This window comes from Shinella sp. NM-101 (assembly GCF_021401195.1).
GTDB lineage: Bacteria > Pseudomonadota > Alphaproteobacteria > Rhizobiales > Rhizobiaceae > Shinella.
The window spans coordinates 164,205-186,762 of record NZ_JACBFT010000008.1; the positions used below are offsets into that span (position 1 = coordinate 164,205).

A 22,558-nucleotide genomic window follows, 5' to 3' on the forward strand; every position below is an offset into this window, starting at 1 on the left:
TGCAGGCACTGCTCGATCGAAGCATCCTCTGACCGCATTGACAATTGTTGACAATCAGCAATGACGCCCGGCAGAAGGAGACGGCGATGGAACTCGAAAAACTCAGCCTGGTGGATCGTGCCGCCCAGCAACTCCGCGGGATGATCATCGGCGCCGCGCTGCCCCCTGGCTTGAGGCTCACCGAACAGGACCTGTCCGACAAGATGCAGGTTGCGCGCGGCACGATCCGGGCGGCCCTGTCCGCCATGACGGCCGAAAATCTTGTCGTACGGCGGCCTTACTCGGGTTGGGCGGTGCAGACGGTCGATGAAGCAATCCTTCGCGAGAACTATCAGGTTCGCGGGGCGCTCGAGGAGCTTTCGGTACGGCTTCTTGCCGAGCGGCTTGATGACGACGAACGGATGAAGCTGGTCGCTTCCTACGAGCGGCTTGCCGCCGCCGAGGCGGCCGGGGGCGCTGAGGAGCGCCTTCAGGCGGATCTGGGTTTCCATGCGGATATCGTGCGGGCCAGCGGCAACAGGCTGCTGCTCCATCAATACAACAGCATCTGCGGGCTGACCGAATGGCTTTACAGGTGGTCGGAAAAAAACTGGCCGAGACGCATCAACCTTCTGGAATGGCACAAGCCGATCTTCGAGGCGATCCTCGCCCGGGATGGAGACGCCGCGGCGAGAGCCATGCGCATCCACACACAGCGCAGTCTGCACGACGACATGCAGGACCTGCGGAACAATCTCTCCGGACAACACGAGCAATAGAAAGCGATCAACCATGTCGAATAGCCTATCGTCGCTTACCAGGCGCGGCTTCCTGGCAGGAAGCACCGCCGCCGGACTGCTGTTGCCCCTCGGTGTGAGCTGGGCTGCCGCCCCGCGAAAAGGTGGTGAACTTCGCATTTCGATGGCAGGGGGCAGTTCGGACAACTCGCTCGACCCACGCGCCTTTACCCAGCAGATGCAGCGGATCGTCGGCGTGGCGGTGTGCAATCAGCTCGTCGAAATTCTTCCGGACGGAACCCTCGTGCCCGAACTTGCCGAGAGCTGGGAGAGCACGGATGCGGTCCGATGGTCTCTCCGTATCCGCAAGGATGTCCTGTTCCACAACGGGAAATCGCTGGATGCCGAGGACGTCGTCTATTCCGTGAACTCGAAAACATCGACGAGAGCGACTACGTGCTGCGCGATGGCTCGGTGATGACGCCCGACGACTTCATGGCCTCGATCGAATCCGCGCGCGGCAGCGACGTCTTCGCCCTTCACGGCCAGGTCGACCCGCATCTCGCCTGCATTGCCTCGCCCGTCCTGAACGAGGAGGGGCGCTGCCTGGCGACCATGAGCCTCGTCGTTCCGCTGGTTGATTTCGAGGGCCGGTTCGATTTCTATGCGGATCATACGCGCCGCATGGCAAAGGCCGTGTCCGAACAGCTTTCGCTGATCCCTGCCGGACGGGAAGACATCCTCGGGCTTCTGCTGAAAGCACGGACCAACTGAGCCACGGTCCCTGCGCCTGTCAGAGATAAGCCAGCGGCTCATCGGCCCGCGAATCGCCGAGCCGGGCACCTGTCGCCACCTGTTGTTCCAGGCGACCCCTGGCGGCCGCTATCTCCAGCAGCACACCATCATTGCAGGCCTAGAGCGCCCGATGTCTGAAAGGGATTTGAACCGTCGTCCCCTAATTCCAGGGCGTGACTGTTCCGACCGCCGATAAAGGGCGATCAAAGAGCCGCGCTTGCATGCGGCAGGCTGTCATAGGCGCCCCAGACCGCCTGGTCGAAATTGATGATAGCGCCCGTCATCAGGCCTGATTCTTCCGATGCGAGAAATGCGACTGCCCGGGCAACCTCCTCAGGCTCGATCAGCCGGCCATTCGGTTGCGCGACCACCGCCTTGGCGAGCCAATCGGCGGGCTGGCCGTCCAGCTCCCGTTGCGTCCTGTCCTCGCCTTCGGACGCCATCCAGCCGATGTTGAGGCTGTTCACGCGGATACGGTTTCTAAGCGCTGCATAGGCCGTATTGCGCGTCAGCGTATCGAGCGCGCCCTTCGAGGCGCTATAAGCGGCGAGGAACGGCTGTCCGCCCATCGAGGACATGGTCGATATGTTGACGATGGTCCCGGCAATGCCGTCGCGCTTGAAAAGCTCGATTGCGCCTTGCATCAGGAAAAACGGCGCGCGGATGTTGACCGCGAACAACTGGTCGAAGAGTTCCGGGCTGGTGTTCAGGATGGTGCCGCGATTCGTCATTCCGGCCGCATTGACCAGGCTGTCGAGCCGGCCAAACGACGTGTCGGCCGCGGCGATGACAGCCTTGCAGTCGTCCACGTTCGACAGGTCGGCTTTGACAAAGACCGTTTCCGTACCCAAAGCCGCCAGCCGGGCCGCCTGCGCCTTGCCCTTCTCCTCGGAGCGCCCGCAGATGACGAGGCCCTTCGCGCCGCGTTGCGCAAGAAGCGTCGCGGTCGCGGCACCAAGGCCCTGGGTGCCGCCGGTCACGACGATGATCTTGTTTTCGAACTGTGCCATTTGCGGTTCCTCTCGCATGAGCGTTGTTCTCGCTGTGCTGTTTGTCCGGCGTGCGCGTCAGGCGAACTGCAGCGGCAACCATCCGCCATTGTGCTTTTCATGGCTGTCCACGACGGCATCGACGAAGGCCACGCCTTTCAGCCCGTCGTAGGAGGAGGGCATTCCCTCCCCGAGCGGCCCGGCCGGCGCGCCGCTCTGCCTCGACCGGATGACGGCCGCGAAGCCGGAATAGAGGTTCGTGAACGCTTCGATATAGCCTTCCGGGTGGCCCGGCGGTGTGCGGGTTCGCACGCGCGCACCGTCGGTGAGATCGTCGCGGCCTCGCTTGATCGTCTCCGGGGCGCCGAAGAGCCCCGTGAAGATCAGTTCGTTCGGCTGCTCCTGGTGCCAAACCAGGCTGCCCTTCTCGCCGAAGACCCGCAGCCGCAAGCCGTTCGACTGGCCGATCGCGACCTGGGAGGACCACAGAAGGCCACGCGCGCCGCCTTCGTAGCGGATCATCACATGGGCGTTGTCATCCAGCGCGCGGCCCTCGACGAATGTCGCAAGGTCCGCGGCGACGGCTTCCGCCTTCAATCCCGTCACGAAGCCGGCGAGGTGATAGGCGTGCGTGCCGATGTCGCCGATGGAACCGCCGCGTCCGTTCTTCTTCGGATCGGTGCGCCAGGCCGCCTGCTGGTTGCCCTGCAGTTCGATGCCCGTCGCCATCCACTCCAGCGGATACTCGACCTGCACGACGCGGATCTTGCCGAGGTCTCCGCGCGCAACCATGGCCCGCGCCTCGTGGATCATCGGATAGCCGCTATAGGTATAGGTCACCCCGAGGAAACGCCCGGTCGCCTGCGCCAGGTCGTGCAGCGTGATCGCGTCCTGCACGGTCGTCGTCATCGGCTTCTCGCAAATGACGTCGAACCCCGCTTCGAGAAACGCCTTGGCGATCGGGAAATGGGTGTGGTTCGGCGTGCAGATCGCCACCACGTCGATCCGGTCGTCGCGCAGGCGCTCTCCCGTCACCATGGCGAGATAGTCGCCATAGGAGCGGTCGCGGTCGATGAAATTCTTCGCGGCGAAGCCGTGGCCCCGTTCGGCATCGACGTCGAACGCGCCCGCCACGAGGTCATAGTGGTTGTCGAGACGGGCGGCGAAGCGGTGGATGCCGCCGATATAGGCGCCCTCGCCTCCGCCCACCATGCCGAGGCGAAGACGACGGTCGGGCAGGTTTCTGTTCGGCACGGCCATTGTCCTTAGATTCCGAGGATTTCACTGTTGACGGATCGGTCCGCGCCGGACTTCACGAAGTCATCGAAGGCGCGCTCCGAGACCTGAATGATATGGTCGCGTATGAAGCGCGCGCCCTCGGCCGCGCCGTCTTCCGAATTCTTCAGGCAGCATTCCCATTCGAGAACGGCCCATCCGTCGAAACCGTAGCCGGTCAGCTTCGAGAAGATGGCGCCGAAATCGACCTGCCCGTCTCCGGGCGAACGGAAGCGACCGGCGCGGCTGACCCACGGCTGATACCCGCCATAGGCGCCCGTCTTGCCGGTCGGCCGGAACTCCGCGTCCTTGACGTGGAAGGTCTTGATGCGCTGGTGGTAGTGGTCGATATAGGCGAGATAGTCGATCGACTGGAGAACCAGATGGCTCGGGTCGTACATGATGTTGCAGCGCGGATGGTTGTCGACGCGCTCCAGGAACATCTCGAACGTCAGACCGTCATGCAGGTCTTCCGTCGGATGAATTTCGTAGCAGACGTCGACCCCCTCGTGATCGAACGCATCGAGGATCGGCCGCCAGCGCCGCGCCAGCTCATCGAAGCCGTCTGAAATCAGCCCGTCCGGCCACTGCGGGTAAGGGTAGAGATAGGGCCACAGAAGCGTTCCGCTGAAGGTCGTATGGCGATCGACACCGAAACGGCGCGAGGCCTTGGCAGCGCACAGCAACTGGTTGACGGCCCATTCCTGCCGCGCCCCGGGATCACGGTGCACCTTGGCAGGCGCAAAGGAGTCGGCCGGCAGGTTGAACGACGGATGAAGGGCGACGAGCTGTCCCTGCAGATGGCTGGCGAGATCCGTCACGACGAGGCCGTGCTCGCCGAGCGTTCCCTTGATCTCCTCGACATAGTCCTGGCTTTCCGCCGCACGTTCGAGATCGATCACGCGGCGGTCCCAGGTGGGGATCTGCACGCCCTTGAACCCCTTGTCGGCGGCCCAGCCGGCCAGCCCCTCCAGCGAGTCGAAGGGTGCCTCATCGCCGGCAAATTGCGCGAGGAACACGCCGGGACCCTTGATGGTTCTCATGCTTGTCATCCTTCAGATGGATTGGTTGCCGTGGTCGTGCCGCGATCAGAAGCCGACGCGCTGTTTCCTGCGACCTTCCGCCTGGTTCCTGGCCGCGGCGTTAACCTCGGCCCGCGCGCTCACCTGCGGCACGCCGACATCCCACCAGGCGTCGCCCGGCGTCCAGGTGAAGGCGTCGGAGACGATGGTGATGACGGTGGTGCGGTCGTTCGCCTGCGCCCATTCGACGGCCTCGCCGAGGTCGGCAAGGCTTTCGACATGGCGCGTCAGCGCACCCATCGCCTCGGCATGCTTGGCGAAGTCGACGGCAAAGGGTTCCTTGACGCGGCAATCCCTGATCAGGTTGTTGAAGGAGGCGCCGCCCTTGCCGTTCTGCAGGCGGTTGATGACGGCATAGCCGCCGTTGTCGCAGACGATGAGGATCATCTTGTGGCCGGAAAGAACGGTCGAATAGATGTCCGAGTTCATCATCATGTAGGTGCCGTCGCCGATCATGACGATGGGCGTGCGGGTGGGATCGGCCATGGCCGCGCCCCAGCCGGCGGCGATCTCGTAGCCCATGCAGGAGAAGCCGAACTCGCAGTCGAAGGTGTTCGGCGCCTTGACGCGCCAGTTCTTCATCACCTCGCCCGGCAGGCCTCCGGCGGCGGTGATGAGAAGGTCACGCTCCTTCGCCCTGGAATTGACGATGCCGACGACCTGGGCATAGGTCGGCACCGGCGCGTTGGTCGGCTTCTGGTAGCCGTCGAGCGCCGCGTTCCACTTGGCGAATTCCTGCCGGCCCTTTTCCGTCCAGCCGGCGTCCGCCTTGTAGCCGCCGATGGCGGCCTCGAGCTCGGTCACCGTCTCCAGCGCATCGCCGACGACGGCGACGGCGCGGTGCTTGTTGGCATCCCAGCGGGCCGCGTTGATCGCGACGAAGCGGGCGTCGGGAGAAAAGGCCGTCCAGGACCCGGTGGTGAAATCCATGAGGCGCGTGCCGACCGCCAGTACCACGTCGGCCTCGCCGGCCAGCGCATTGGCCGAGGTCGAGCCGACGATGCCGATCGGGCCGACATGGGCCGGGTGGTCATGGGTGACGCTGCCCTTGCCGGCGATGGTCTCGCAGAGGGGAATGCCATGCTTTTCGGCAAACGCGGCGAGCGCCGCCTCGGCGCCGGAATAGCGCACGCCGCCACCGGAGATGATCAGCGGGCGCTTCGCCGCCTTCAGCACGCGCACGGCCTCGGCGAGGCTTTCGCGGTCCGGCCGCGGACGCGGGATCCTGTGCACGGTCGGCTCGAAGAACCGTTCGGGATAGTCCCAGGCAATCTCCTGTGCGTCCTGCGGCAGGGCAAGGAACGCCGGGCCGCAATCGGCCGGGTCCAGCATGACGGCGACGGCCTGCGGCAGCGAGGAGAGGATCTGTTCGGGATGGACGATACGGTCCCAGAAGCGCGTGACGGCCTTGAAGGCATCGTTGACGGTGATGGTCGGATCGCCGAAATGCTCGACCTGCTGCATCACCGGGTCGGGCCGGCGGCTGACGAAGCTGTCGCCGGCCAGGAGCAGGATGGGAAGGCGATTGGTATGCGCCACGCCCGCGGCCGTCACCATGTTCAGCGCACCCGGACCGATGGAACTGCACGCAACCATGATCTGGCGCCGGCGTGTCGCCTTCGCAAAGCCGATCGCGGCGAGCGCCATGGACTGCTCGTTCTGGCCGCGCCATGTCGGCAGCGTATCCTTGACGGCTTCCAGCGCCTCGGAAAGGCAGGTCACATTGCCATGGCCGAAAATTGCGAAGACGCCCGGGAAAAGCGGCTCGCGCCGGCCGTCGATTTCGGTAAACTGGTTGCAGAGATAGCGAACCAGGGCCTGCGCCATGGTGAGACGAACGGTACCCATTTAAAAACCTCCCTGAACCGGCATTGCCGCGCCGGCTCCAATTGCAGAACCATTATTTCATTTTTACAAATATTGCAATACTTGTTGCAATTCACGTCGGCAGCCGGCAATCGGTCCATTGCCCGCCCGACCGGCTCGATGCGAGCGCCGCCTCGATGAACTTGACGCCAAGCGCGCCGTCCATCGCCGTCGGATATTCCAGCAGTCCTGCAGGCAAGGCTCTGCCGAGACGCCGCGCCTCGACGGCAATCGCGAATTCCTCGTAGAGATTGCCCCAGGCATCGCTGAGTGCCTCGGGATGGCCGCGCGGCATATGCACGAAGCGGGCGGCGCTTGCGCCGATCCCCGCGCCCTCGCCGCGCGTCAGCAGGCGGGCCGGCTCGCCGAACCGGCGCAAATGCAGGGCCTCCGGCTCCTCCTGGTTCCATTCGAGGCTCGCCTTGTCGCCGAAGACGCGGATGCGCAGGCCGCAATGGGTGCCGGGCGCGACCTGCGAGACCATGATGGTACCGGGAACGTCGCCCTCGTAGCGCACATGCATGAAGGCCGTGTCTTCCAGCGCCTTCGGCGGACCCAGCGTGTGGAACTCCGCCCGCACCGCCGTGACGGGGCGGCCGCACACGAACGCACCGAGATGGTGGCAATGGGTGCCGATGTCTCCGGTGGTGAAGGTCGGGCCGACGATGGCAGGATCGAGGCGCCATTGCGCTCCAGCACCGGCGTCGCTCGGCGGGGTGAGCGCCCATTCCTGAAAATACTCGACATGCACCTGCCGCAACGCGCCAAGCGCGCCTTCGCGGATCATCTGGCGCGCCTGCCGCACCATGGCGGAGGCGGCATAGGCATAGGTCACGCCGAAGATGAGGCCCGTCTCCCGCTGGCGGCGCACGAGATCGAGCGCATCGGCGAGCGTCGTCGTCAACGGCTTGTCGCTGATGACGTCGATGCCGTTTTCCATGAAGGCGCAGGCGATGGCATGATGGGAGTTGTTGGGCGTGGTGATCGCCACGGCATCGATGCCATCCGGCCGCCCCGCCTCGCGCTCGGCCATCACCCGGTAGTCCGTGTAGATGCGGTCCTCGGCCAGCAGCCAGGCTCGCCCGGATTCCTGCGCCACCTGCGGCCGGGACGACAGCGCGCCTGCAACCACATCCCAGCGGTTGGAGAGCCGCGCACCGCGCGCATGTACCTTGCCGATGAAGCTGCCCTGCCCTCCGCCGACGATGCCGAGCCGCAAACGGCGCTCGGCCGGCGGAAACGCCTGGCCGCCGGAAACCTCTGCCATGATCCCCTCCCTCGAAATCCACGCCTGCCCGAAAACGAGCTTGCAGAATTAATATTGAAGGAATATCAAATCCGCAACGTTTTTTGCATAACCATCGGGAGGAAGTCGATGATCAGGATCGCGTTGCTCGGCTGCGGGCGTATCGGGAAGATGCATGCTGCCACGATTGTCCGTTCAAGCAAAGCGGAACTCGCAGCCGTGTACGATCCCGTTTCCGCGGCAGCCGAAGAGGTCGGCAGCCGGTTCGGATGTGTGGTCACGGCGAGTGCGGGGGAGGCCATCGCGCAGGCCGATGCCGTGCTGATCGCAACGTCCACGCCGACGCATGCAGACCTCATCGAGGCGTCGGCAAAGGCCGGCAAGGCGATTTTCTGCGAGAAACCCATCGACCTGTCGCTGGCCCGGGTCAAGGCCTGCCGTGCGGCGCTGGAAGGCTTCGACAAGCCGATCCAGATCGGCTTCAACCGTCGATACGATCCGGGGCACCGCGCGGCGCGCGATGCGGCCCGCTCCGGCGAGATCGGCGAGATCCGCCAGGTGATCATCACCTCGCGCGACCCGGGCCTTGCCTCCCGCGAATACCTCAAGGCATCGGGCGGCATCTTCAAGGACATGACCATCCACGATTTCGACCTCGCCCGCTTCATGCTGGGCGAAGAGCCCGTCGAGGTTTTCGCGACGGGCAGCGCGCTCATCGACCCGACACTGGCCGACCTGAACGATATCGACTCCGCCATGGTCGTCCTGCGCACGGAAAGCGGCAAGCTTTGCCACATCAACAATTCCCGCGCCGCGATCTACGGCCATGACCAGCGCGTCGAGATCCTCGGTTCGAACGGAATGCTCATCTCCGGGAACCGCCGCGCGCATGGTCTCGAACGATTCGGGCCGACCGCGACCGGCGCCGGCGAGCCCTTCCTCAACTTCTTCATCGAGCGCTACGCAGAAGCCTATGCGCTGGGGCTGGAATCGTTCATCGACTGCGTGGAAACCAATACGATGCCGGACGCCACCTTTGAGGACGGCGAAAGATCCCTGGCGCTTGCCGAGGCGGCAAACCTATCCCGCGCCGAGCGACGGTTCGTCGACATCCGCGAAATCGCCGGGTGAGATCGCTGCCCGCCGTTCCAAATGGATCGGCGGGCATTCTCTCACGGCTTGCGGCGCTGGTTTCCCGTCACCGTCGGAATTTGCGGCGAGCCCTTCTTGTCTTCCTGGAGCAGCGCTGCAACCGCGACCGCGATGGCCTGGGTCAGGCACATCGGCGCGGCAAGCGAGCGCGAGAACGAATATTCGTCCTCCGGGATCGTGAACAGGACGCTGGCGTTCTTTGCTAGCGGGGACAGCTGGCTGTCCGTGATGGCGACCATCGGCGTGCCGTTGTGCGCCGCGACATCGGCGATCGTCACGACCTCCTTGGCATAGTGGCGGAAGGCGATGGCGACCAGCACGTCCTTCTTGCCCATGACCTGCGCCATCTCGGGCGCCAGCCCGCCCGCCGGATCGAGCAGAATGACCCGCAACTGCAGCATCGAGAGCACGTAGCGGAGGAATTTCGCAATGGGCTCCGAGCGTAGCTGGCCGGCGATGAAGATCGTATTCGCGTTCTTCAAGGCCTTGGCGGCCTGCGACAGGCTTTCCTCGGGCGTCGAGCTCAGCAGCTCCTGCAACGTTGCGATATCGCGAACGACCAGATCATGGAGGAAGCCGAGGTTCCCCTTGCGCTTGTTCTTCTCCAGATCGACATCCAGCGCGCTGATGCGCTCGCGGTAGCCGGGGGCCGCCGTCGAAAGACGGCTTTGAAAGACGGCCTGGAGCTGCTTGAAGCCCGAGAAGCCGAAGTTCTGGGCGAACCGTACAAGGATGGACGGATGAGCGCCGCATTGCTCGGCAATCGCGTTGATCGACTGCATGGCGACGACGTTCGGGTTTTGCGTGATGAAGCGGGCGACCTGCTGGAAGCGGTCACTGAGGTTCGGATAGGCCTCCGTGACGAGGTTGACGAACGTTTCGTAGTTGGCTGTGCGTGGTGGCGGCTGATCGGACTGTTTTACCCGTGGCATGCAGCGCAACTCCTGAAGCGTGATGTGCAAGAGGCCGCGGCACTCGATGCTTGTCTTGCGCGCGGTCCAATCGCCTACCCAGTGCAGTATTGCAAAAACCGGCAATCCGCAACGCTTGTCGCGGCAGCCCCGTCAAGCGGCGGATCCGCGGTGACGACATGGGGGTGCGCCATGGCGAACGCACCCCCGTTCTCCTCAATAGGGGGCGTCGGGGAAGTAGTATTCCGCCGCATTGTCCTTGGTGATCAGCGGGCTGCCCAGCACATAGCGACCGTTGATCGGCGCCTGCGTGGCGAACTTCATGGTGACGAGCTCGATGGCAGGGATGATCAGCGTCGGCGGGTAGAAGATGTCGGCATCGACCATGTCGTGGCCGTCCATCACCAGCTTGATCACCTTGTTCATGCCGGAACCGCCGAGCACCGTCACGTTCTTGCGGTCCGCCTGCTTGATCGCCTCGATGGCACCGAGTGCGGCATCGTCGTCACCGGCCCACACGCCGTCGATCTCGGGGAAACGCTGGAGATAGTCCTGCATCACCTCGAAACCCTTGTCCGGGTTCCAGTTGGCGTATTGCATGTCGAGCACTTCGATCTTCGTATCCTTCAGCGCCGCGTTGAAGGCGTCGATGCGGATATTGTCGATCGCCGTCGGGATGCCACGCATCACGACGATCTTGCCGCCATCGGGAAACTTCTTCTTGAAGTATTCGGCGGCCGCCTTGCCATATTGCGGATTGTCGCCGCCGACATAGAGGTCCTCGATGCCTTCCTCGGCAAGGCCACGGTCGACGGTCGCGATGAACACGCCCTTGGCCTTGGCGGCCTTGACCGGCTCGGTCAGCGGATCGGATTCGAAGGGCAGCACGACGAGCGCGTTGATGTTGCGCGCCATCAGGTCCTCGATGTCGTTGACCTGCTGCGTGGCGCTCGACGATGTGGCCAGCACGAAGTCGATGTTCGGGAAGGCTTCCTTCATCCGGTCGATCGTGCGCTTGGTGTGGTAGTTGAGGCCGCCCGTCCAGCCATGCGTGGCCGCCGGGATCGAGACGCCGATGACGGCATCGGCGGCAAGCGCCGGCGTCGCCAGGCTCACGGCAGCGACCGCACCCGCCGCGATCATGGATTTCAGTCTGTTGAACATTCACTTGTCTCCCTGTTGAAGTGAAAGAAGGATCAGCCCTGCACGCGATCGCGCTGCAGCAGGACGGCGATGATGATGATCGCCCCCTGGAATGCGCCGTTGAGATAGGGGCTGACGAAACCGGTGAGGTTGAGGATGTTGCTGATGAAGCCGAGGATCAGCACGCCGACGATGGTGCCCCAGATACGGCCGAAGCCACCGCTGAGCGCGGTGCCGCCGATGATGACGGCGGCGATCGCTTCCAGCTCCCACATCAGGCCGGTCGATGGCGTGGCGGCGCCGAGACGCGGCACGTAGATCACCGTGGCGACGGCGACGCAGAGGCCCTGGATGACATAGGTGAGGATGCGCACGCGGTTGACGGGGATTGCCGAGTAGAAGGCGACATGGCGGTTTGAGCCGATGGCGGCCACATGCCGGCCGAAGCGCATGCGCCTGAGCACCAGCTCGCCGACGATGGCGATGACGGCGAGCACGAGGATCGGCACGGCGATGCCGAGAACCTGGCCGTAATAGATCGGGCGTGCGGCATCGCGCAGCGAGAAATCGAGTGAGATGGAGCCGCCATCCGCAAGCCAGGTGATGACCGATCGGAAGATCCCCATGGCACCGAGGGTCACGATGAAGGCTTCCACCCGCCCCTTGACGATCATGACCCCATTGAGCAGTCCCGCGGCCGCACCGACGACCAGAGAAAAGACGATGCCCGCGGCAACCAGTTGCCAGCCGGGCCCGAGCGTTTCGGCGGCCGCATTCATGAACATGATCGTGACGCCCGCCACCAGCGCCGAGAGCGAGCCGACGGAAAGGTCGAGCCCGCCCGCCGTGATGACGAAGGTGGCGCCGACCGCGATGATGCCGATGATGGCGCTGCGCGTGAAAACGTTCGAGAGGTTTTCCGCGCCGAGAAAGCTGTCGCTCATCAGCGAGCCGACAAGCATCAGCAGGATGAGGGCGATGAGCGGGCCTGCGGCCCCGAAAATCCCCGCAAGGGTGCGGCCCGGCGACGCCGTGGCGTTGCCGGCGGACGTGGCGGTAATGTCGGTCAATGGCTTGCCTCCTCCTGCGGGCCTCTGTCTTCGAGGCCCATGGCAAATCGAATGATGTCGGTCTCGCTGATCGCGTCGCCGGAGAGCTCGCCGGCAATGCGGCCGCGCCGCATGACAAGGACGCGATCGGAAAGCCCGACGATCTCCTGCATCTCGGACGAGATGACGACGATCGCCTTGCCCTCGGCGGCGAGCGTGGCGATGATCTCGTAGATCTGCTGCTTGGCGCCGATATCGACGCCGCGCGTCGGCTCGTCGAAGACGATCAGATCGGGCTCGACGGCAAGCGTCTTGGCGATCAGCACCTTCTGCTGGTTGCCGCCGCTGAGCGCGCCGGCCGTGACGTCGAGACGGCCGGTGCGGATGTCATAGCGCCCGACGGCCGCTTCGAGATCACGCCGCTCCGCGCGTCGATCGATCCAGCTCGCGCCATTGACCGCCCCCTTGGTGAGCGCCACGTTCTGATCGAGCGACTTGCCGAGCAGCAGGCCCTTGCCCTTGCGGTCTTCCGTCAGGTAGGCGAGCTTCAGGCCCCAGGCCTCGCGCGCCGCCGGCAGCTTCCGCGCTTCGCCACGCAGAACGAACGACCCGCATCGCGCCGGCCTCAACCCGAAGAGCGCTTCGAAGAGTTCGGTGCGGCCGGAGCCGACGAGCCCGGAAATGCCGAGCACTTCCCCTTCGCGAATATCGAGCGTCGCGTCTTCGACAGCGCCCGGCGATGTAAGGCCGGAAACACTGAGCAAGGCCTTGCGTTCCGCAGCACCGCGCCGGGGCGGATAGATTTCCGACAGAGGCCGCCCGACCATCGCCTCGGCCATCTCGTCCTCGGAAAGATCTGACGCATTCTCGACGCGCACGATCTGGCCGTCACGCAGCACCGCGACGCGATCGGCGATGTCCTTTACCTCATCGAGGCGATGCGAGGTGAAGATCACCGAGCCGCCCGCCTCGCGGAACGTCCGGATACGGCGGAAGAGATTGCCCGCCTCCGTCGCCGACAGCACGGCGGTCGGTTCGTCCATCAGGATGAGTTTCGGCTGCCGGGCGAAGGCCTTGGCAAGCTCGATCATCTGCCAGTCGGACACCGGCAGGTCGCTGAGCCGCGCCCGAACGGGAGCAGCCGAGCCGAGTTCGGCCAGCAGGTCTTTCGCCCGTATATCCATCGCCTTGCGGTCCGTGAAAGGACCCCGCGTGATCTCCCGGCCGAGGAAGACGTTTTCCGACACCGTCAGATGCGGCGCCAGGCAGAACTCCTGGTGCACCATCACGATGCCTGCGCGTTCGGCAGCATGCAGCGTTTCGGGCGCCGGCATGCCGTCCAGCAGCATCGTGCCCGAGGACGGCGGGGCCAGCCCGGCGGCAATGCGCATGAGGGTGGATTTGCCGGCACCGTTTTCGCCGACCAGCGCCAGCACCTCGCCCGGCCTCACGACGAGGTCGATCCCCTTGAGCACCGGCACGATGCCATAGGACTTGGCGATGTCACGGAATGTCAGGAGCGCCATGGTCACCTGCCGACCGGAGAAAGGCGCTGCGCCGCGATCTCGGAGCGATTGACGATAAGGGCCGGATCGAGCGTCCCCTTGAAGAAATCGAGGATGTTCTCCGCCGCCGAGATTGCCATGCGCCGCGCGCAGGCTTCGGTCAGCCCGGCATTGTGCGGGGAAAGCACCACCCGCTCGCAGGCGAGCATCGGATCGTCGCTGGCCGGAGGCTCGGAATCGAGCACGTCGAGACCGGCCGCGGCAAGCCGCCCTTCATTCAGCGCCGCCAGCAGCGCCTTCTCATCGATGAGGCCGCCGCGTGCCGTGTTGATGAGAATGGCCGAGCGCTTCATGACCGCCAGCTCCGCCGCCCCAATCAGCGGCTCGTCGCCGGATTTGGGCACATGCAGCGAGACGACGTCGGCGCGCGCAAGGCCGCCGGGCAGATCATCCACGGGAGTCGCGCCGGCCGCCGCGATCTCGCCGGCATCCTGGAATTTGTCGTAGGCAAGCACCGTCATGCCGAGCGCCGCCGCGATCTGCGTCAGCCGCCGGCCGATGCGGCCGAAGCCGACCACCAGCAATGTGCCTCCGTCCAGTTCGTCGGCATCCAGGCTGTTGCGATAATTCCAGTCGCCTTCCCGCATCCTGCGGTCGAAGAGAACGGTGCGGCGCGCGGCCGCGAGCATCAGCATGACCGCGTGCTCGGCCACCGCGCGGGAATTCACGTCCCCCACGACGGCGAGCGGTATGCCGCGCCCGTTCAGGGCTTCCACATCGACCGAATCGTAACCGACGCCATGGCGTGAAACGATCTTGAGATGCGGCGCATCGGCAATGAAGGCGGCCGTGAGCGGCTGGGTGCGGATGAGCAGCGCATCGGCGGTCGACAGGAAGGGCGCGTAGCTTGCGGCCGAAACCTCCTCGACATAGTCGATCGCCACACCGGGCGCGGACGTCAGGACGGCAAGACCGTCGGCGTGGATCTTGCCTGCGACCAGGATCCTCGGCATTCAGTATCCTCCCGTGTCGATCGTGTCGGCGGGAGCGACGTCCTGCACGAGATCGCGGAACTTCCGCACGCTTGCCTCGGCGGCGCCGGCCAGAAGGCGGACGTCGTTGGTGACGGTCACGAAATCGAACCCCCAGCCCACGGCCTCCGCCGCGTAGTCCGGGGTGCCGTTGTGCAGCGCCGCCCGCTTGCCGGCTTTGTGGGCAGCGTGGAGAATCGTCTTGATCGCCTCGATCATCTCCGGCTCGCGACGGTCGAAACCGGGCGCGTAGCGCTTGCCCTGGAGTCCCAGCGTCAGGTCGGCAGGGCCGATATAGACGCCGTCGAGGCCGGGGGTCGCGAGGATATCCTCGAGGTTCTCATAGGCCTGCGCGGTCTCGATCATGGCAAGACAGATCATCTCGTCGTCCGCTTCCGCGGCGTATCCGGGGCCTGCGGAAAACAACGCCCGGCTGGGACCGAAGCTGCGCACTCCGCCGGGCGGGTAGCGCATATAGGAGACGAGCCGCTCGGCTTCGGCGCGCGTGTTGATCATCGGGCAGATGACGCCGTAGGCCCCGGCATCCAGCGCCTTCATGATGTCGGCGGGATCGAGCCAGGGCACGCGCACCAGCGGCGTCACCCCGCTTGCCCGCATGGCCTGGAGCATCGGCACCGCCCCGTCATAGCCGACGATGCCGTGCTGCATGTCGATGGTGAGCGAGTCGTAACCCTGCGCAGCCATGATTTCGGCGCTGAAGGAATTGGCGATGGAAAGCCACCCGTTGAGGACAGGCTTGCCTTCGGCCCAGCGCTGCTTGACACCGTTCTTGATCATGACCGCCCCTTCACACCAGCATCTGCGCGAGCTTGACGTTGGAATAGTCGAGGATGCCCTCGGTGCCGCCCTCGCGGCCCATCCCACTCGCCTTGATGCCGCCGAACGGCGCCTCGGCGGCCGCCAGCGCAAAACTGTTGACCCCGACCATGCCCGCCTCCAGGCGCGCCGCCGCCTCGCGTGCCCGGCCGGCATCGCGGGTGAAGACGTAGGCCGAAAGGCCCATTTCGGAGGCATTCGCCCGCTCGAAGACGTCTTCCGTTCTGGAGAAGGATGTGATGGCGGCGATCGGGCCGAAGTTCTCCTCGGCGATTGCCCTGGCATCGTCCGGCAGGCCGGTGATGACCGTCGGCTCGAAGAAGAAGCCGGCATTCATGTCGGCTGGACGGCGGCCTCCCGCGACAATCTTGCCGCCGCGGTCGCTTGCATCGGCAACGATTTCCTCGATCGCGACGATGCGGCGCTCGTTGATCAGCGGCCCCATCTGTGTCGCTTCATCGAGGCCGTAGCCGAGTTTCAGCGCGCGGGCGCGCGCCGCAAATCCGTCGGCGAAGCGATCGTGCAGCGACTCGTGCACGTAGAAGCGGTCCGGCGTGACGCAGACCTGGCCGGCATTGGCATATTTCGTCGGCACCGCGAGATCGAGCGCCTTGTCGAGATCGGCATCGTCGAAGACGATCATCGGCGCATTGCCGCCGAGCTCCATGCTGACGCGCTTCACCGTCTCGGCGCTGTCGCGGATCATCTGCTGGCCGACGCGGGTCGATCCCGTCAGCGAAACCTTTCGCACGACCGGAGAGGCCATGATCGGCTTGTAGGTGTTGCCGGTCGGGCCGATCAGGAGGTTGGCGACACCCGCCGGAAGGCCGGCTTCGCGCAGGCAGTCGAAGAGAACCATCGCAACGCCCGGCACCTCGACCGATGGCCGGACGATGACGGCGCAACCGGCCGCAAGCGCCGGCGCGACCTTGCGGGCAATCAACGCCGCCGGAAAGTTCCAGGCGGTGAAGGCCGCAACCACACCGACGGGCTCGTGCGTGACCTCCAGGCGGCCGCCCGGCACGCGGCTTTCGACGATACGGCCGTAGATGCGACGGGCTTCCTCCGCGTACCAGCGGAACTGGTCGACGGCGAGCGCCCATTCGCGACCCGACTGCGCCAGCGGCTTGCCGGTTTCGAGCGTGATCTGGCGCGCGGCCTCGGCGGTGCGCGCGGCCATCACGTCGGCGGCCTTGTGCAAGTGATCCGCACGAACCCAGGCCGGCGTTTTCTTCCACGCCTGGAAAGCCCTGTCCGCCACGCCGATCGCCCTGTTGGTGTCGTCAACGCCGGCCACGGGAACGGCACCGAGGACCTCACCATTGCCCGGATCCGTGATTTCGGTCGATGCGCCGCTCGCGGGACCGGACCAGGAACCGTCGATGAACAAACCGTAGGACGCGTACATGTTCCCTCCTCGCGTTGCCGAAGGAATTCAGTCAGCAACATTTGTTTTCATTATTACAAAGACGCAATTTTAATTGCGCGTCAAGTGCAATCGGCAAGAAGGACAGCTTGTTCGGGGGTAAATGGCGGGGTTGGACACGATGTCATTCGGCGCGAAACGGGTTGCCGATCAATCCCCGTATGCAATTATTATTGCGCCACTGCCGCCCGTGGTCAATCACCAATCACATCAAGCCAGGTGCCGGCGCGCGACGATTTCCGGATCGTCTCCACCAGCGTCTGGATGCGCAGGCCCGCCCGGAAATTAAACGGCTCCGGCCGCAACCCGGCAATCGCCTCCAGATAGCCGGCGACCTCGATCGCCTTCAGGTCGTTGAAGCCCAGCTGATGGCCCGGTGCGACGCAGAAGCGGCCATAGGGCGCATGGTCGGGACCGGCTTCGATACGGCGAAAGCCCTGCCGGCCCTTCGCATCCGCGGCCGAATAGAAATGAAGCTCGTTGAAGCGCTCCTGCGAGAAGGCCAGCGCGCCCCGGGTGCCGTAGACTTCGAAATCGTGCTGCATCTTGCGGCCCGTGGCGATCCAGTTGCCCTCGATGGAGCCGGTTGCGCCGTTCTCGAAACGCAGGAAGGCGCGGCCCACATCATCCGTCTCGACCGGTCGAACGCCGCCCTTGCCGTCTGGACGGTTCTCGATCATCGTCACGCAGTCGCCCATCACCTTGGCGATCGGCCCCATCAGGAATTCCGCCGTCGCCAGCGCGTGGCTGCCGATATCGGCAAGCGCGCCGCCGCCCGCCGGATCGTGGCGGAAGGTGAAGGGCGCCGCGGCGTCGGCCATGTAGTCCTCCGCATGCAGACCCCGGTAGCCGCGGATGTCGCCAAGCTCGCCGCCCGCTATCATCTCACGGGCGAGTCCGAGCATGGGGTTGCAGAGGTAGTTGAAACCGACCTGCGTCTTGATGCCGGCGTTTTCCGCCGCCTCGGCCATCTCGCGTGCATCGGCGGCCAGCGGGGCGAGCGGCTTCTCGCAGTAGACATGCTTGCCGGCCGCGATGGCCGAAAGCGCCATTTCCTTGTGCAGCGCATTGGGAGCGGTGATGTCGATGACGTCAATGGTGGGATCCGCCACCAGGCTGCGCCAGTCGTCCGTGGCATGCCGGAAGCCGAAGGCAGCCCGGGCGGCTTCGGCCTGCGCCATGGTTGCATCGGCGATCACGGCGAGTTCCACGTCATAGGGCAGGTCGAACACCCGCTCGGCGGCCGCAAAGCCGAAGACATGCGTCTTGCCCATGAAACCCGACCCGATGAGGCCAAGACGGAGCTTCTTCTTCATTCTCTCGCTTCCCGGATGATGTGCCTGCGGCCTCCTCCGGCCGCCTGAATGCAATTATCTTTGCAACAATATTGAAATGTCAATATATGTTTTGTATGGGACGTCCATGCGAGGAGGAGGCAGTGAGGGGCCGTTTCCGGCGGGCCGGACTTCGCGCAGACAGGACATCCACCCTTTGACGCGGAGACGAACCATGAAAGCCAGACTCGGCATTGCCCCCATCGCCTGGTGGAACGACGACCTGCCGGAAATCAGCAGCGACATTTCGCTCGAAGGATGTCTTGCCGAAGCCGCCGAAGCCGGCTTTACCGGCATGGAGACCGGCCGCCGGTTCCCGATGGACGCAACGATCCTGCGTCCCATCCTCGACAGATATGGCATCCAGGTCTGCGGCGGCTGGTTTTCCGGCCTGCTGCTCGATGGCGACATCGAGGCGGAGAAGGACAGGATCGCCGGACAGATGGCGCTGTTCAAGGCGGTGGGCGCTCCCTGCATCGTCTATGGCGAGACGGCCGGCACCATCCAGGGTGACCGCAGCGCGCCGCTGTCCACCAAGCGCAAGCTTTCCGAGGACGAGATCAAGGCCTATGGCCGCAAGATGACGGCCTTCGGCGAATGGTGCGCCGACCAGGGCATGCCGATCTCCTATCACCACCACATGGCCGCGCCCATCGAGACGGAGGAAGAGCTCGACCTGCTGATGAAGCATTCCGGCGAGGGCCTGCCGCTGCTCTTCGACGCCGGCCACATGGCCTTTGCCGGCGGCGACGTGCTGCGCGTCATCGACAGGCATCACAGCCGCATCAGCCATGTCCACACCAAGGATGTCCGCCTGCCCGTCATCGCGGCGCTCGACCGCACGAAGGAAAGCTTCCTCGACGCGGTGATCAAGGGCGCCTTCACGGTTCCCGGCGACGGCAGCCTCGACTTCGAGGCCATCGTCAAGCGCCTCGCCTCCCACGGCTATGAGGGCTGGTTCGTCGTCGAGGCGGAGCAGGACCCCGCCCACAACCCGCCGCTCGACATGGCGAAGATCGGCCACAAGGAGCTCCTGCGCGTGATGGCCGCAGCCGGTTACGAGGTGGTTCGCTAAGCTCCCTCCACCGTCATGGCCGGCCCCCGGTTTAACCTGAGGGCCGGCCATCCACGCCGGGAGGTGTCGCGTGGATCCCCGGGTCAGGCCCGGAGATGACGTGGGAGAACGGGATGAGGCCGCAGCCCCGGGAATTCCACAGGGCGTGCCGTACAAATCGTCCGCCACGCCTTTCCTGGTTTCAGATCGTGCCGCCGAGCGAGGCTTCCAGCAGGGCGAGCTCCTGGCCGCCCGCCATCATGTCCTGCAGGGCCGCCGCATCCACCGTCCCGCGTTCGGCCGTGCCCAGCGTCTGGCCCCGGTTGAGCACGGTGAAGCGGTCGCCGACGGCGAGCGCGTGGCGGACATTGTGCGTGATGAAGACGACGCCGATGCCCTGCTTGCGCACCCGGTCGATGGTGCTGAGCACGTTGGCCGTCTGGCGCACGCCGAGCGCCGAGGTCGGCTCGTCGAGGATCAGCACCTTGGCGCCGAAATAGACCGCCCTCGCGATGGCGACGGTCTGCCGCTCGCCGCCCGAGAGCGTGCCGACGGCCTGGTCCGGCCCGCGCAGGTTGATGCCCATCTTGCGCATCTCCGTCACGGTGATCTCGTCGGCCTTGGACGTATCGAAGGTCTTGAACGGCCAGATGCCCCGCTCCGGCTCCCGCCCCATCCAGAAATTGCGGCTGACGCTCATCAGCGGGATCATGGCGAGATCCTGGTAGACCGTGGCGATGCCCGCGGCCATGGCGTCGCGCGGACTGCTGAAGAGCGTCGGCGTTCCCTCCACCAGCACCTCGCCGCCGCTCGGCTTGTAGACGCCGGACATGATCTTGATGAAGGTCGACTTGCCGGCCCCGTTGTCGCCGAGCAGGCAATGGCACTCGCCCGGGCGGATGTCGAAGGAGACGCCGGCCAGCGCGATGACGTGGCCGAAGTGCTTCTGGATGTTCCTCATCTCCACGATGGCGGTCATCAGCGTTCTCCCGTGATGATGCGGCGGATATAGGTGTTCATGATCACCGCCGTGAGCAGGATGACGCCGAGGAAGACGCGGAACAGCGAGCTTTCGGCATTGGCGAAGAACAGGCCCTGCTGCACCACGCCGAAGATGATGGCCCCGAGCGCCGCGCCGATGACGGAACCGTAGCCGCCCGTCAGAAGCGCCCCGCCGATGACCACGCAGATGATCGCCTCGAACTCCTTGAGGAGCCCGCGGTCGGCCGCCGCCGAGCCGAACTCCATCACCTGGCAGGTGGCGAAGACGCAGGCGCAGAAGGCCGAGAACATGAACATCAGGATCTTCACCCGGTTGACCGGCACGCCGACATAGCGCGCGGCGAGCGGGTCGCCCCCGGAGGCGAAGATCCAGTTGCCGAACTTGGTGCGGGTCAGCAGCCAGTGGCCGAAGATGACGAGCACGATGGCCCAGACCACGAGCATCGGGATGCCCTCGATGACGGGCTGGCCGGCACGATTGCCGCGGGTGAAGGTGGCGATCCATCCCATCTCGCCCATCCAGGCGAAGAACCCCTTGAGGATCTTGCCGCCGAAGATCGGGGCGAGCCAGTCGCCGACCGCCTTCTCGCCGACGCCGCCGATGATGGTCTGGCGGGTGAAGTAGACAGAACTCCAGATCGTCAGGCCGCGCAGGATGTAGAGGAAGGCGAGCGTGACGATGAAGGACGGCAGGCCGGTGCGGATGACCAGCCAGCCGTTCACCGCGCCGATGAAGACGCAGAAGGCGAAGGTGGCAATGATGGAAAGCCACAGCGGCACGCCGAGATGGACGGACAGGATCGCGATCATCAGCCCGGAAAAGCCGATCATCGAGCCGGTCGAAAGGTCGAACTCGCCGGCGATCATCAGAAGGCAGGCGCCGACCGCGATGACCATGAACTGCGCCGAGACGACGGTCCAGTTCATCACGCCCTCGGCGGCGAACATGCCGCTGTCGCCGGCGATGATGGCGAACAGCAGGAAGACCAGGATGGTGCCGCAGATGCCGCCGAGCTCGGGCCGGATCAGCGCGCGCCGAAGCGGCGAGACGGGCCTGATGCGCTCGTCCTTCGACGCGCCGTTAATGACGTCCGTCATGAATGCATTCTCCTCCCTCGAAAATCGTTCGGGGCGCGCCGTCGTCCGGCGCGCCCCGACGGAGCGTCAGGTCAGCGGAACTGGCCCGCCAGCGACTCGACGAGCGCGATGTTGTCCTTGGTCACGAAGCCGGGGCCGGTGAAGATCGAGTTGGCCGGGGCGACGCCGTAGCGCACGTAGTTCGTCAGCACCTGGATCGGGATCGAGCCCTGGAGGAACGGCTGCTGGTCGATGGCGAAGTTGATCGTGCCGTCCTTGATGGCCGCGGAAATCTCGGCCGACAGGTCGAAGGTACCGAAGTAGATGTCGCCGTCGAGGCCCATATCCTTGACGGCACGGATCGAGGGTTCGGCCGAGTTCGGGCCGAGCGTCAGGATCGCGCCGGTGTCCTTGTTGGCCGTCAGATAGGCCTTCACCTTGTTCTGCACCTCGGACGGGTCGATGCCGGAATCGATCATCTGGTTGCCGAGTTCCACGCCGATGCCCTCGGCAAAGCCGCGGCAACGCTCCACCGAGGCCGGGTTGGTGATGTAGTGGTTGACGCATACGAAGCTCTTGACGCCGGCCTCCTTGGCGCGCTTGCCGGCACCGAGGCCCGCCTCGTATTCCGGCTGGCCGACATGCAGCAGCGCACCGAGCTTCTGGCTCTCCTCGACCGTGCCCGAATTGACCGTGACCACCGGGATGCCCTTGGCGACGGCGTCCTTGATCGGACCCTCGAGCACGTTGTAGTCGGCGATGGTGACGATGATGCCGTCGACGCCGGCCGCCGAGCTCTGCTGGACGATGCGCGCCATGTCCGCAAGGTCGCCCGTCGGCGGGTTGCGGTATTCGGTCTCGACATGCATCTGCTCGTTCGTGACCTTGATGGCGTTCTTGATGACGTTGAACCAGCTGTCGCTGTCCGGGCCGTGGCTGATCCATACGAACTTCTCGCCGTCCGCATGGGCCGCGCCGGCAAGCGCGGTCGTCGCCAGAAGCGCGCCGAGCGCCAGGGATTGCAGGATTTTCTTCATGTGTCTTCCTCCCGAAGTTGGCTTCCTGTTC

General features: G+C 65.0%; 21 protein-coding genes. 5 read left to right on the top strand and 16 right to left on the bottom strand.

Annotated elements, in window-relative coordinates:
* The first annotated feature begins 86 nt into the window (after positions 1 to 86).
* The 3 genes from L0976_RS16590 to L0976_RS16600 are packed head-to-tail and all read left to right on the top strand — an operon-like array spanning position 87 to position 1,490.
* Positions 87 to 758, top strand: a complete 672-nt coding sequence (locus L0976_RS16590) for a GntR family transcriptional regulator (protein WP_234188374.1) — start codon at positions 87 to 89, stop codon at positions 756 to 758.
* 13 nt (positions 759 to 771) lie between these two features.
* Positions 772 to 1,194, top strand: coding sequence for an ABC transporter substrate-binding protein (locus tag L0976_RS16595; protein WP_234188375.1), 423 nt, complete (start codon positions 772 to 774; stop codon positions 1,192 to 1,194).
* The gene (locus tag L0976_RS16600; protein WP_203316449.1) at positions 1,173 to 1,490 is read left to right on the top strand and encodes an IclR family transcriptional regulator C-terminal domain-containing protein; all 318 of its coding nucleotides are present in this window, start codon (positions 1,173 to 1,175) and stop codon (positions 1,488 to 1,490) included. Before L0976_RS16595 ends, L0976_RS16600 begins: the two co-directional genes overlap by 22 nt.
* 224 nt (positions 1,491 to 1,714) lie before the next feature.
* Here L0976_RS16600 and L0976_RS16605 read toward each other — a convergent pair whose 3' ends face one another.
* The 5 genes from L0976_RS16605 to L0976_RS16625 all read right to left on the bottom strand — a co-directional run bounded on the left by L0976_RS16605 (position 1,715) and on the right by L0976_RS16625 (position 7,990).
* Complete coding sequence (locus L0976_RS16605) at positions 1,715 to 2,521, bottom strand: SDR family oxidoreductase (protein WP_234188376.1); 807 nt, start codon at positions 2,519 to 2,521, stop codon at positions 1,715 to 1,717.
* 57 nt (positions 2,522 to 2,578) lie between these two features.
* Positions 2,579 to 3,712, bottom strand: a complete 1,134-nt coding sequence (locus L0976_RS16610; RefSeq protein WP_370643701.1) for a Gfo/Idh/MocA family protein — start codon at positions 3,710 to 3,712, stop codon at positions 2,579 to 2,581.
* Between the two features lie 53 nt (positions 3,713 to 3,765).
* Positions 3,766 to 4,818, bottom strand: coding sequence for a sugar phosphate isomerase/epimerase (locus L0976_RS16615; RefSeq protein ID WP_234188378.1), 1,053 nt, complete (start codon positions 4,816 to 4,818; stop codon positions 3,766 to 3,768).
* 45 nt (positions 4,819 to 4,863) lie between these two features.
* Positions 4,864 to 6,705, bottom strand: coding sequence for a 3D-(3,5/4)-trihydroxycyclohexane-1,2-dione acylhydrolase (decyclizing) (iolD, locus tag L0976_RS16620; protein WP_234188379.1), 1,842 nt, complete (start codon positions 6,703 to 6,705; stop codon positions 4,864 to 4,866).
* A 91-nt stretch (positions 6,706 to 6,796) separates the two neighbouring features.
* Positions 6,797 to 7,990, bottom strand: a complete 1,194-nt coding sequence (locus L0976_RS16625; protein WP_234188380.1) for a Gfo/Idh/MocA family protein — start codon at positions 7,988 to 7,990, stop codon at positions 6,797 to 6,799.
* 108 nt (positions 7,991 to 8,098) lie between these two features.
* Between L0976_RS16625 and iolG the strand changes: the two genes are divergently transcribed.
* The gene (gene iolG, locus L0976_RS16630; protein WP_234188381.1) at positions 8,099 to 9,100 is read left to right on the top strand and encodes an inositol 2-dehydrogenase; all 1,002 of its coding nucleotides are present in this window, start codon (positions 8,099 to 8,101) and stop codon (positions 9,098 to 9,100) included.
* Positions 9,101 to 9,141: 41 nt separating this feature from the next.
* Here the strand turns inward: iolG and L0976_RS16635 are convergent, their stop codons facing one another.
* The 8 genes from L0976_RS16635 to L0976_RS16670 all read right to left on the bottom strand — a co-directional run bounded on the left by L0976_RS16635 (position 9,142) and on the right by L0976_RS16670 (position 18,339).
* A complete protein-coding gene (locus tag L0976_RS16635; RefSeq protein WP_203316454.1) occupies positions 9,142 to 10,053 on the bottom strand; it encodes a MurR/RpiR family transcriptional regulator in 912 nt (303 codons plus the stop codon).
* Between the two features lie 195 nt (positions 10,054 to 10,248).
* A complete protein-coding gene (locus L0976_RS16640) occupies positions 10,249 to 11,196 on the bottom strand; it encodes a substrate-binding domain-containing protein (protein WP_234188382.1) in 948 nt (315 codons plus the stop codon).
* A gap of 32 nt (positions 11,197 to 11,228) precedes the next feature.
* Entirely contained in the window at positions 11,229 to 12,236 is a 1,008-nt protein-coding gene (locus L0976_RS16645; protein WP_370577068.1) for an ABC transporter permease, read from the bottom strand.
* Positions 12,237 to 12,241: 5 nt separating this feature from the next.
* Complete coding sequence (locus L0976_RS16650; RefSeq protein WP_234188383.1) at positions 12,242 to 13,750, bottom strand: sugar ABC transporter ATP-binding protein; 1,509 nt, start codon at positions 13,748 to 13,750, stop codon at positions 12,242 to 12,244.
* Between the two features lie 2 nt (positions 13,751 to 13,752).
* Positions 13,753 to 14,742, bottom strand: coding sequence for a hydroxyacid dehydrogenase (locus L0976_RS16655; RefSeq protein ID WP_234188384.1), 990 nt, complete (start codon positions 14,740 to 14,742; stop codon positions 13,753 to 13,755).
* Positions 14,743 to 15,558 carry an HpcH/HpaI aldolase/citrate lyase family protein gene (locus L0976_RS16660; protein WP_203316458.1) on the bottom strand — a complete coding sequence of 272 codons (816 nt, stop codon included), beginning with the start codon at positions 15,556 to 15,558 and terminating at the stop codon, positions 14,743 to 14,745.
* A gap of 10 nt (positions 15,559 to 15,568) precedes the next feature.
* Positions 15,569 to 17,005: an NAD-dependent succinate-semialdehyde dehydrogenase gene (locus L0976_RS16665; RefSeq protein ID WP_234188385.1), complete on the bottom strand. Its 1,437-nt coding sequence runs from the start codon at positions 17,003 to 17,005 to the stop codon at positions 15,569 to 15,571.
* Between the two features lie 212 nt (positions 17,006 to 17,217).
* Complete coding sequence (locus L0976_RS16670; RefSeq protein ID WP_234188386.1) at positions 17,218 to 18,339, bottom strand: Gfo/Idh/MocA family protein; 1,122 nt, start codon at positions 18,337 to 18,339, stop codon at positions 17,218 to 17,220.
* A 193-nt stretch (positions 18,340 to 18,532) separates the two neighbouring features.
* Between L0976_RS16670 and iolE the strand changes: the two genes are divergently transcribed.
* The gene (gene iolE, locus L0976_RS16675; RefSeq protein WP_234188387.1) at positions 18,533 to 19,432 is read left to right on the top strand and encodes a myo-inosose-2 dehydratase; all 900 of its coding nucleotides are present in this window, start codon (positions 18,533 to 18,535) and stop codon (positions 19,430 to 19,432) included.
* Between the two features lie 181 nt (positions 19,433 to 19,613).
* Here the strand turns inward: iolE and L0976_RS16680 are convergent, their stop codons facing one another.
* The 3 genes from L0976_RS16680 to L0976_RS16690 all read right to left on the bottom strand — a co-directional run bounded on the left by L0976_RS16680 (position 19,614) and on the right by L0976_RS16690 (position 22,527).
* The gene (locus L0976_RS16680; protein ID WP_370643696.1) at positions 19,614 to 20,390 is read right to left on the bottom strand and encodes an ATP-binding cassette domain-containing protein; all 777 of its coding nucleotides are present in this window, start codon (positions 20,388 to 20,390) and stop codon (positions 19,614 to 19,616) included.
* Positions 20,390 to 21,511, bottom strand: coding sequence for an ABC transporter permease (locus L0976_RS16685; RefSeq protein ID WP_234188388.1), 1,122 nt, complete (start codon positions 21,509 to 21,511; stop codon positions 20,390 to 20,392). The genes L0976_RS16680 and L0976_RS16685 overlap by 1 nt, the downstream gene beginning before the upstream one ends.
* A gap of 71 nt (positions 21,512 to 21,582) precedes the next feature.
* On the bottom strand, positions 21,583 to 22,527 hold the full coding sequence (locus L0976_RS16690; protein ID WP_234188389.1) for a sugar ABC transporter substrate-binding protein: 945 nt from the start codon (positions 22,525 to 22,527) through the stop codon (positions 21,583 to 21,585).
* Positions 22,528 to 22,558: the final 31 nt, after the last annotated feature.

Bases quoted from the DNA above. Each gene is read 5' to 3' on its own strand.
- L0976_RS16590 (WP_234188374.1), top strand. From the start codon at position 87: ATGGAACTCGAAAAACTCAGCCTGGTGGATCGTGCCGCCCAGCAACTC.
- L0976_RS16595 (WP_234188375.1), top strand. From the start codon at position 772: ATGTCGAATAGCCTATCGTCGCTTACCAGGCGCGGCTTCCTGGCAGGA.
- L0976_RS16605 (WP_234188376.1), bottom strand. From the start codon at position 2,521: ATGGCACAGTTCGAAAACAAGATCATCGTCGTGACCGGCGGCACCCAG.
- L0976_RS16610 (WP_370643701.1), bottom strand. From the start codon at position 3,712: ATGGTGGGCGGAGGCGAGGGCGCCTATATCGGCGGCATCCACCGCTTC.
- L0976_RS16615 (WP_234188378.1), bottom strand. From the start codon at position 4,818: ATGAGAACCATCAAGGGTCCCGGCGTGTTCCTCGCGCAATTTGCCGGC.
- iolD (WP_234188379.1), bottom strand. From the start codon at position 6,705: ATGGGTACCGTTCGTCTCACCATGGCGCAGGCCCTGGTTCGCTATCTC.
- L0976_RS16625 (WP_234188380.1), bottom strand. From the start codon at position 7,990: ATGGCAGAGGTTTCCGGCGGCCAGGCGTTTCCGCCGGCCGAGCGCCGT.
- iolG (WP_234188381.1), top strand. From the start codon at position 8,099: ATGATCAGGATCGCGTTGCTCGGCTGCGGGCGTATCGGGAAGATGCAT.
- L0976_RS16635 (WP_203316454.1), bottom strand. From the start codon at position 10,053: ATGCCACGGGTAAAACAGTCCGATCAGCCGCCACCACGCACAGCCAAC.
- L0976_RS16640 (WP_234188382.1), bottom strand. From the start codon at position 11,196: ATGTTCAACAGACTGAAATCCATGATCGCGGCGGGTGCGGTCGCTGCC.
- L0976_RS16650 (WP_234188383.1), bottom strand. From the start codon at position 13,750: ATGGCGCTCCTGACATTCCGTGACATCGCCAAGTCCTATGGCATCGTG.
- L0976_RS16655 (WP_234188384.1), bottom strand. From the start codon at position 14,742: ATGCCGAGGATCCTGGTCGCAGGCAAGATCCACGCCGACGGTCTTGCC.
- L0976_RS16660 (WP_203316458.1), bottom strand. From the start codon at position 15,558: ATGATCAAGAACGGTGTCAAGCAGCGCTGGGCCGAAGGCAAGCCTGTC.
- L0976_RS16665 (WP_234188385.1), bottom strand. From the start codon at position 17,005: ATGTACGCGTCCTACGGTTTGTTCATCGACGGTTCCTGGTCCGGTCCC.
- L0976_RS16670 (WP_234188386.1), bottom strand. From the start codon at position 18,339: ATGAAGAAGAAGCTCCGTCTTGGCCTCATCGGGTCGGGTTTCATGGGC.
- iolE (WP_234188387.1), top strand. From the start codon at position 18,533: ATGAAAGCCAGACTCGGCATTGCCCCCATCGCCTGGTGGAACGACGAC.
- L0976_RS16680 (WP_370643696.1), bottom strand. From the start codon at position 20,390: ATGACCGCCATCGTGGAGATGAGGAACATCCAGAAGCACTTCGGCCAC.
- L0976_RS16685 (WP_234188388.1), bottom strand. From the start codon at position 21,511: ATGACGGACGTCATTAACGGCGCGTCGAAGGACGAGCGCATCAGGCCC.
- L0976_RS16690 (WP_234188389.1), bottom strand. From the start codon at position 22,527: ATGAAGAAAATCCTGCAATCCCTGGCGCTCGGCGCGCTTCTGGCGACG.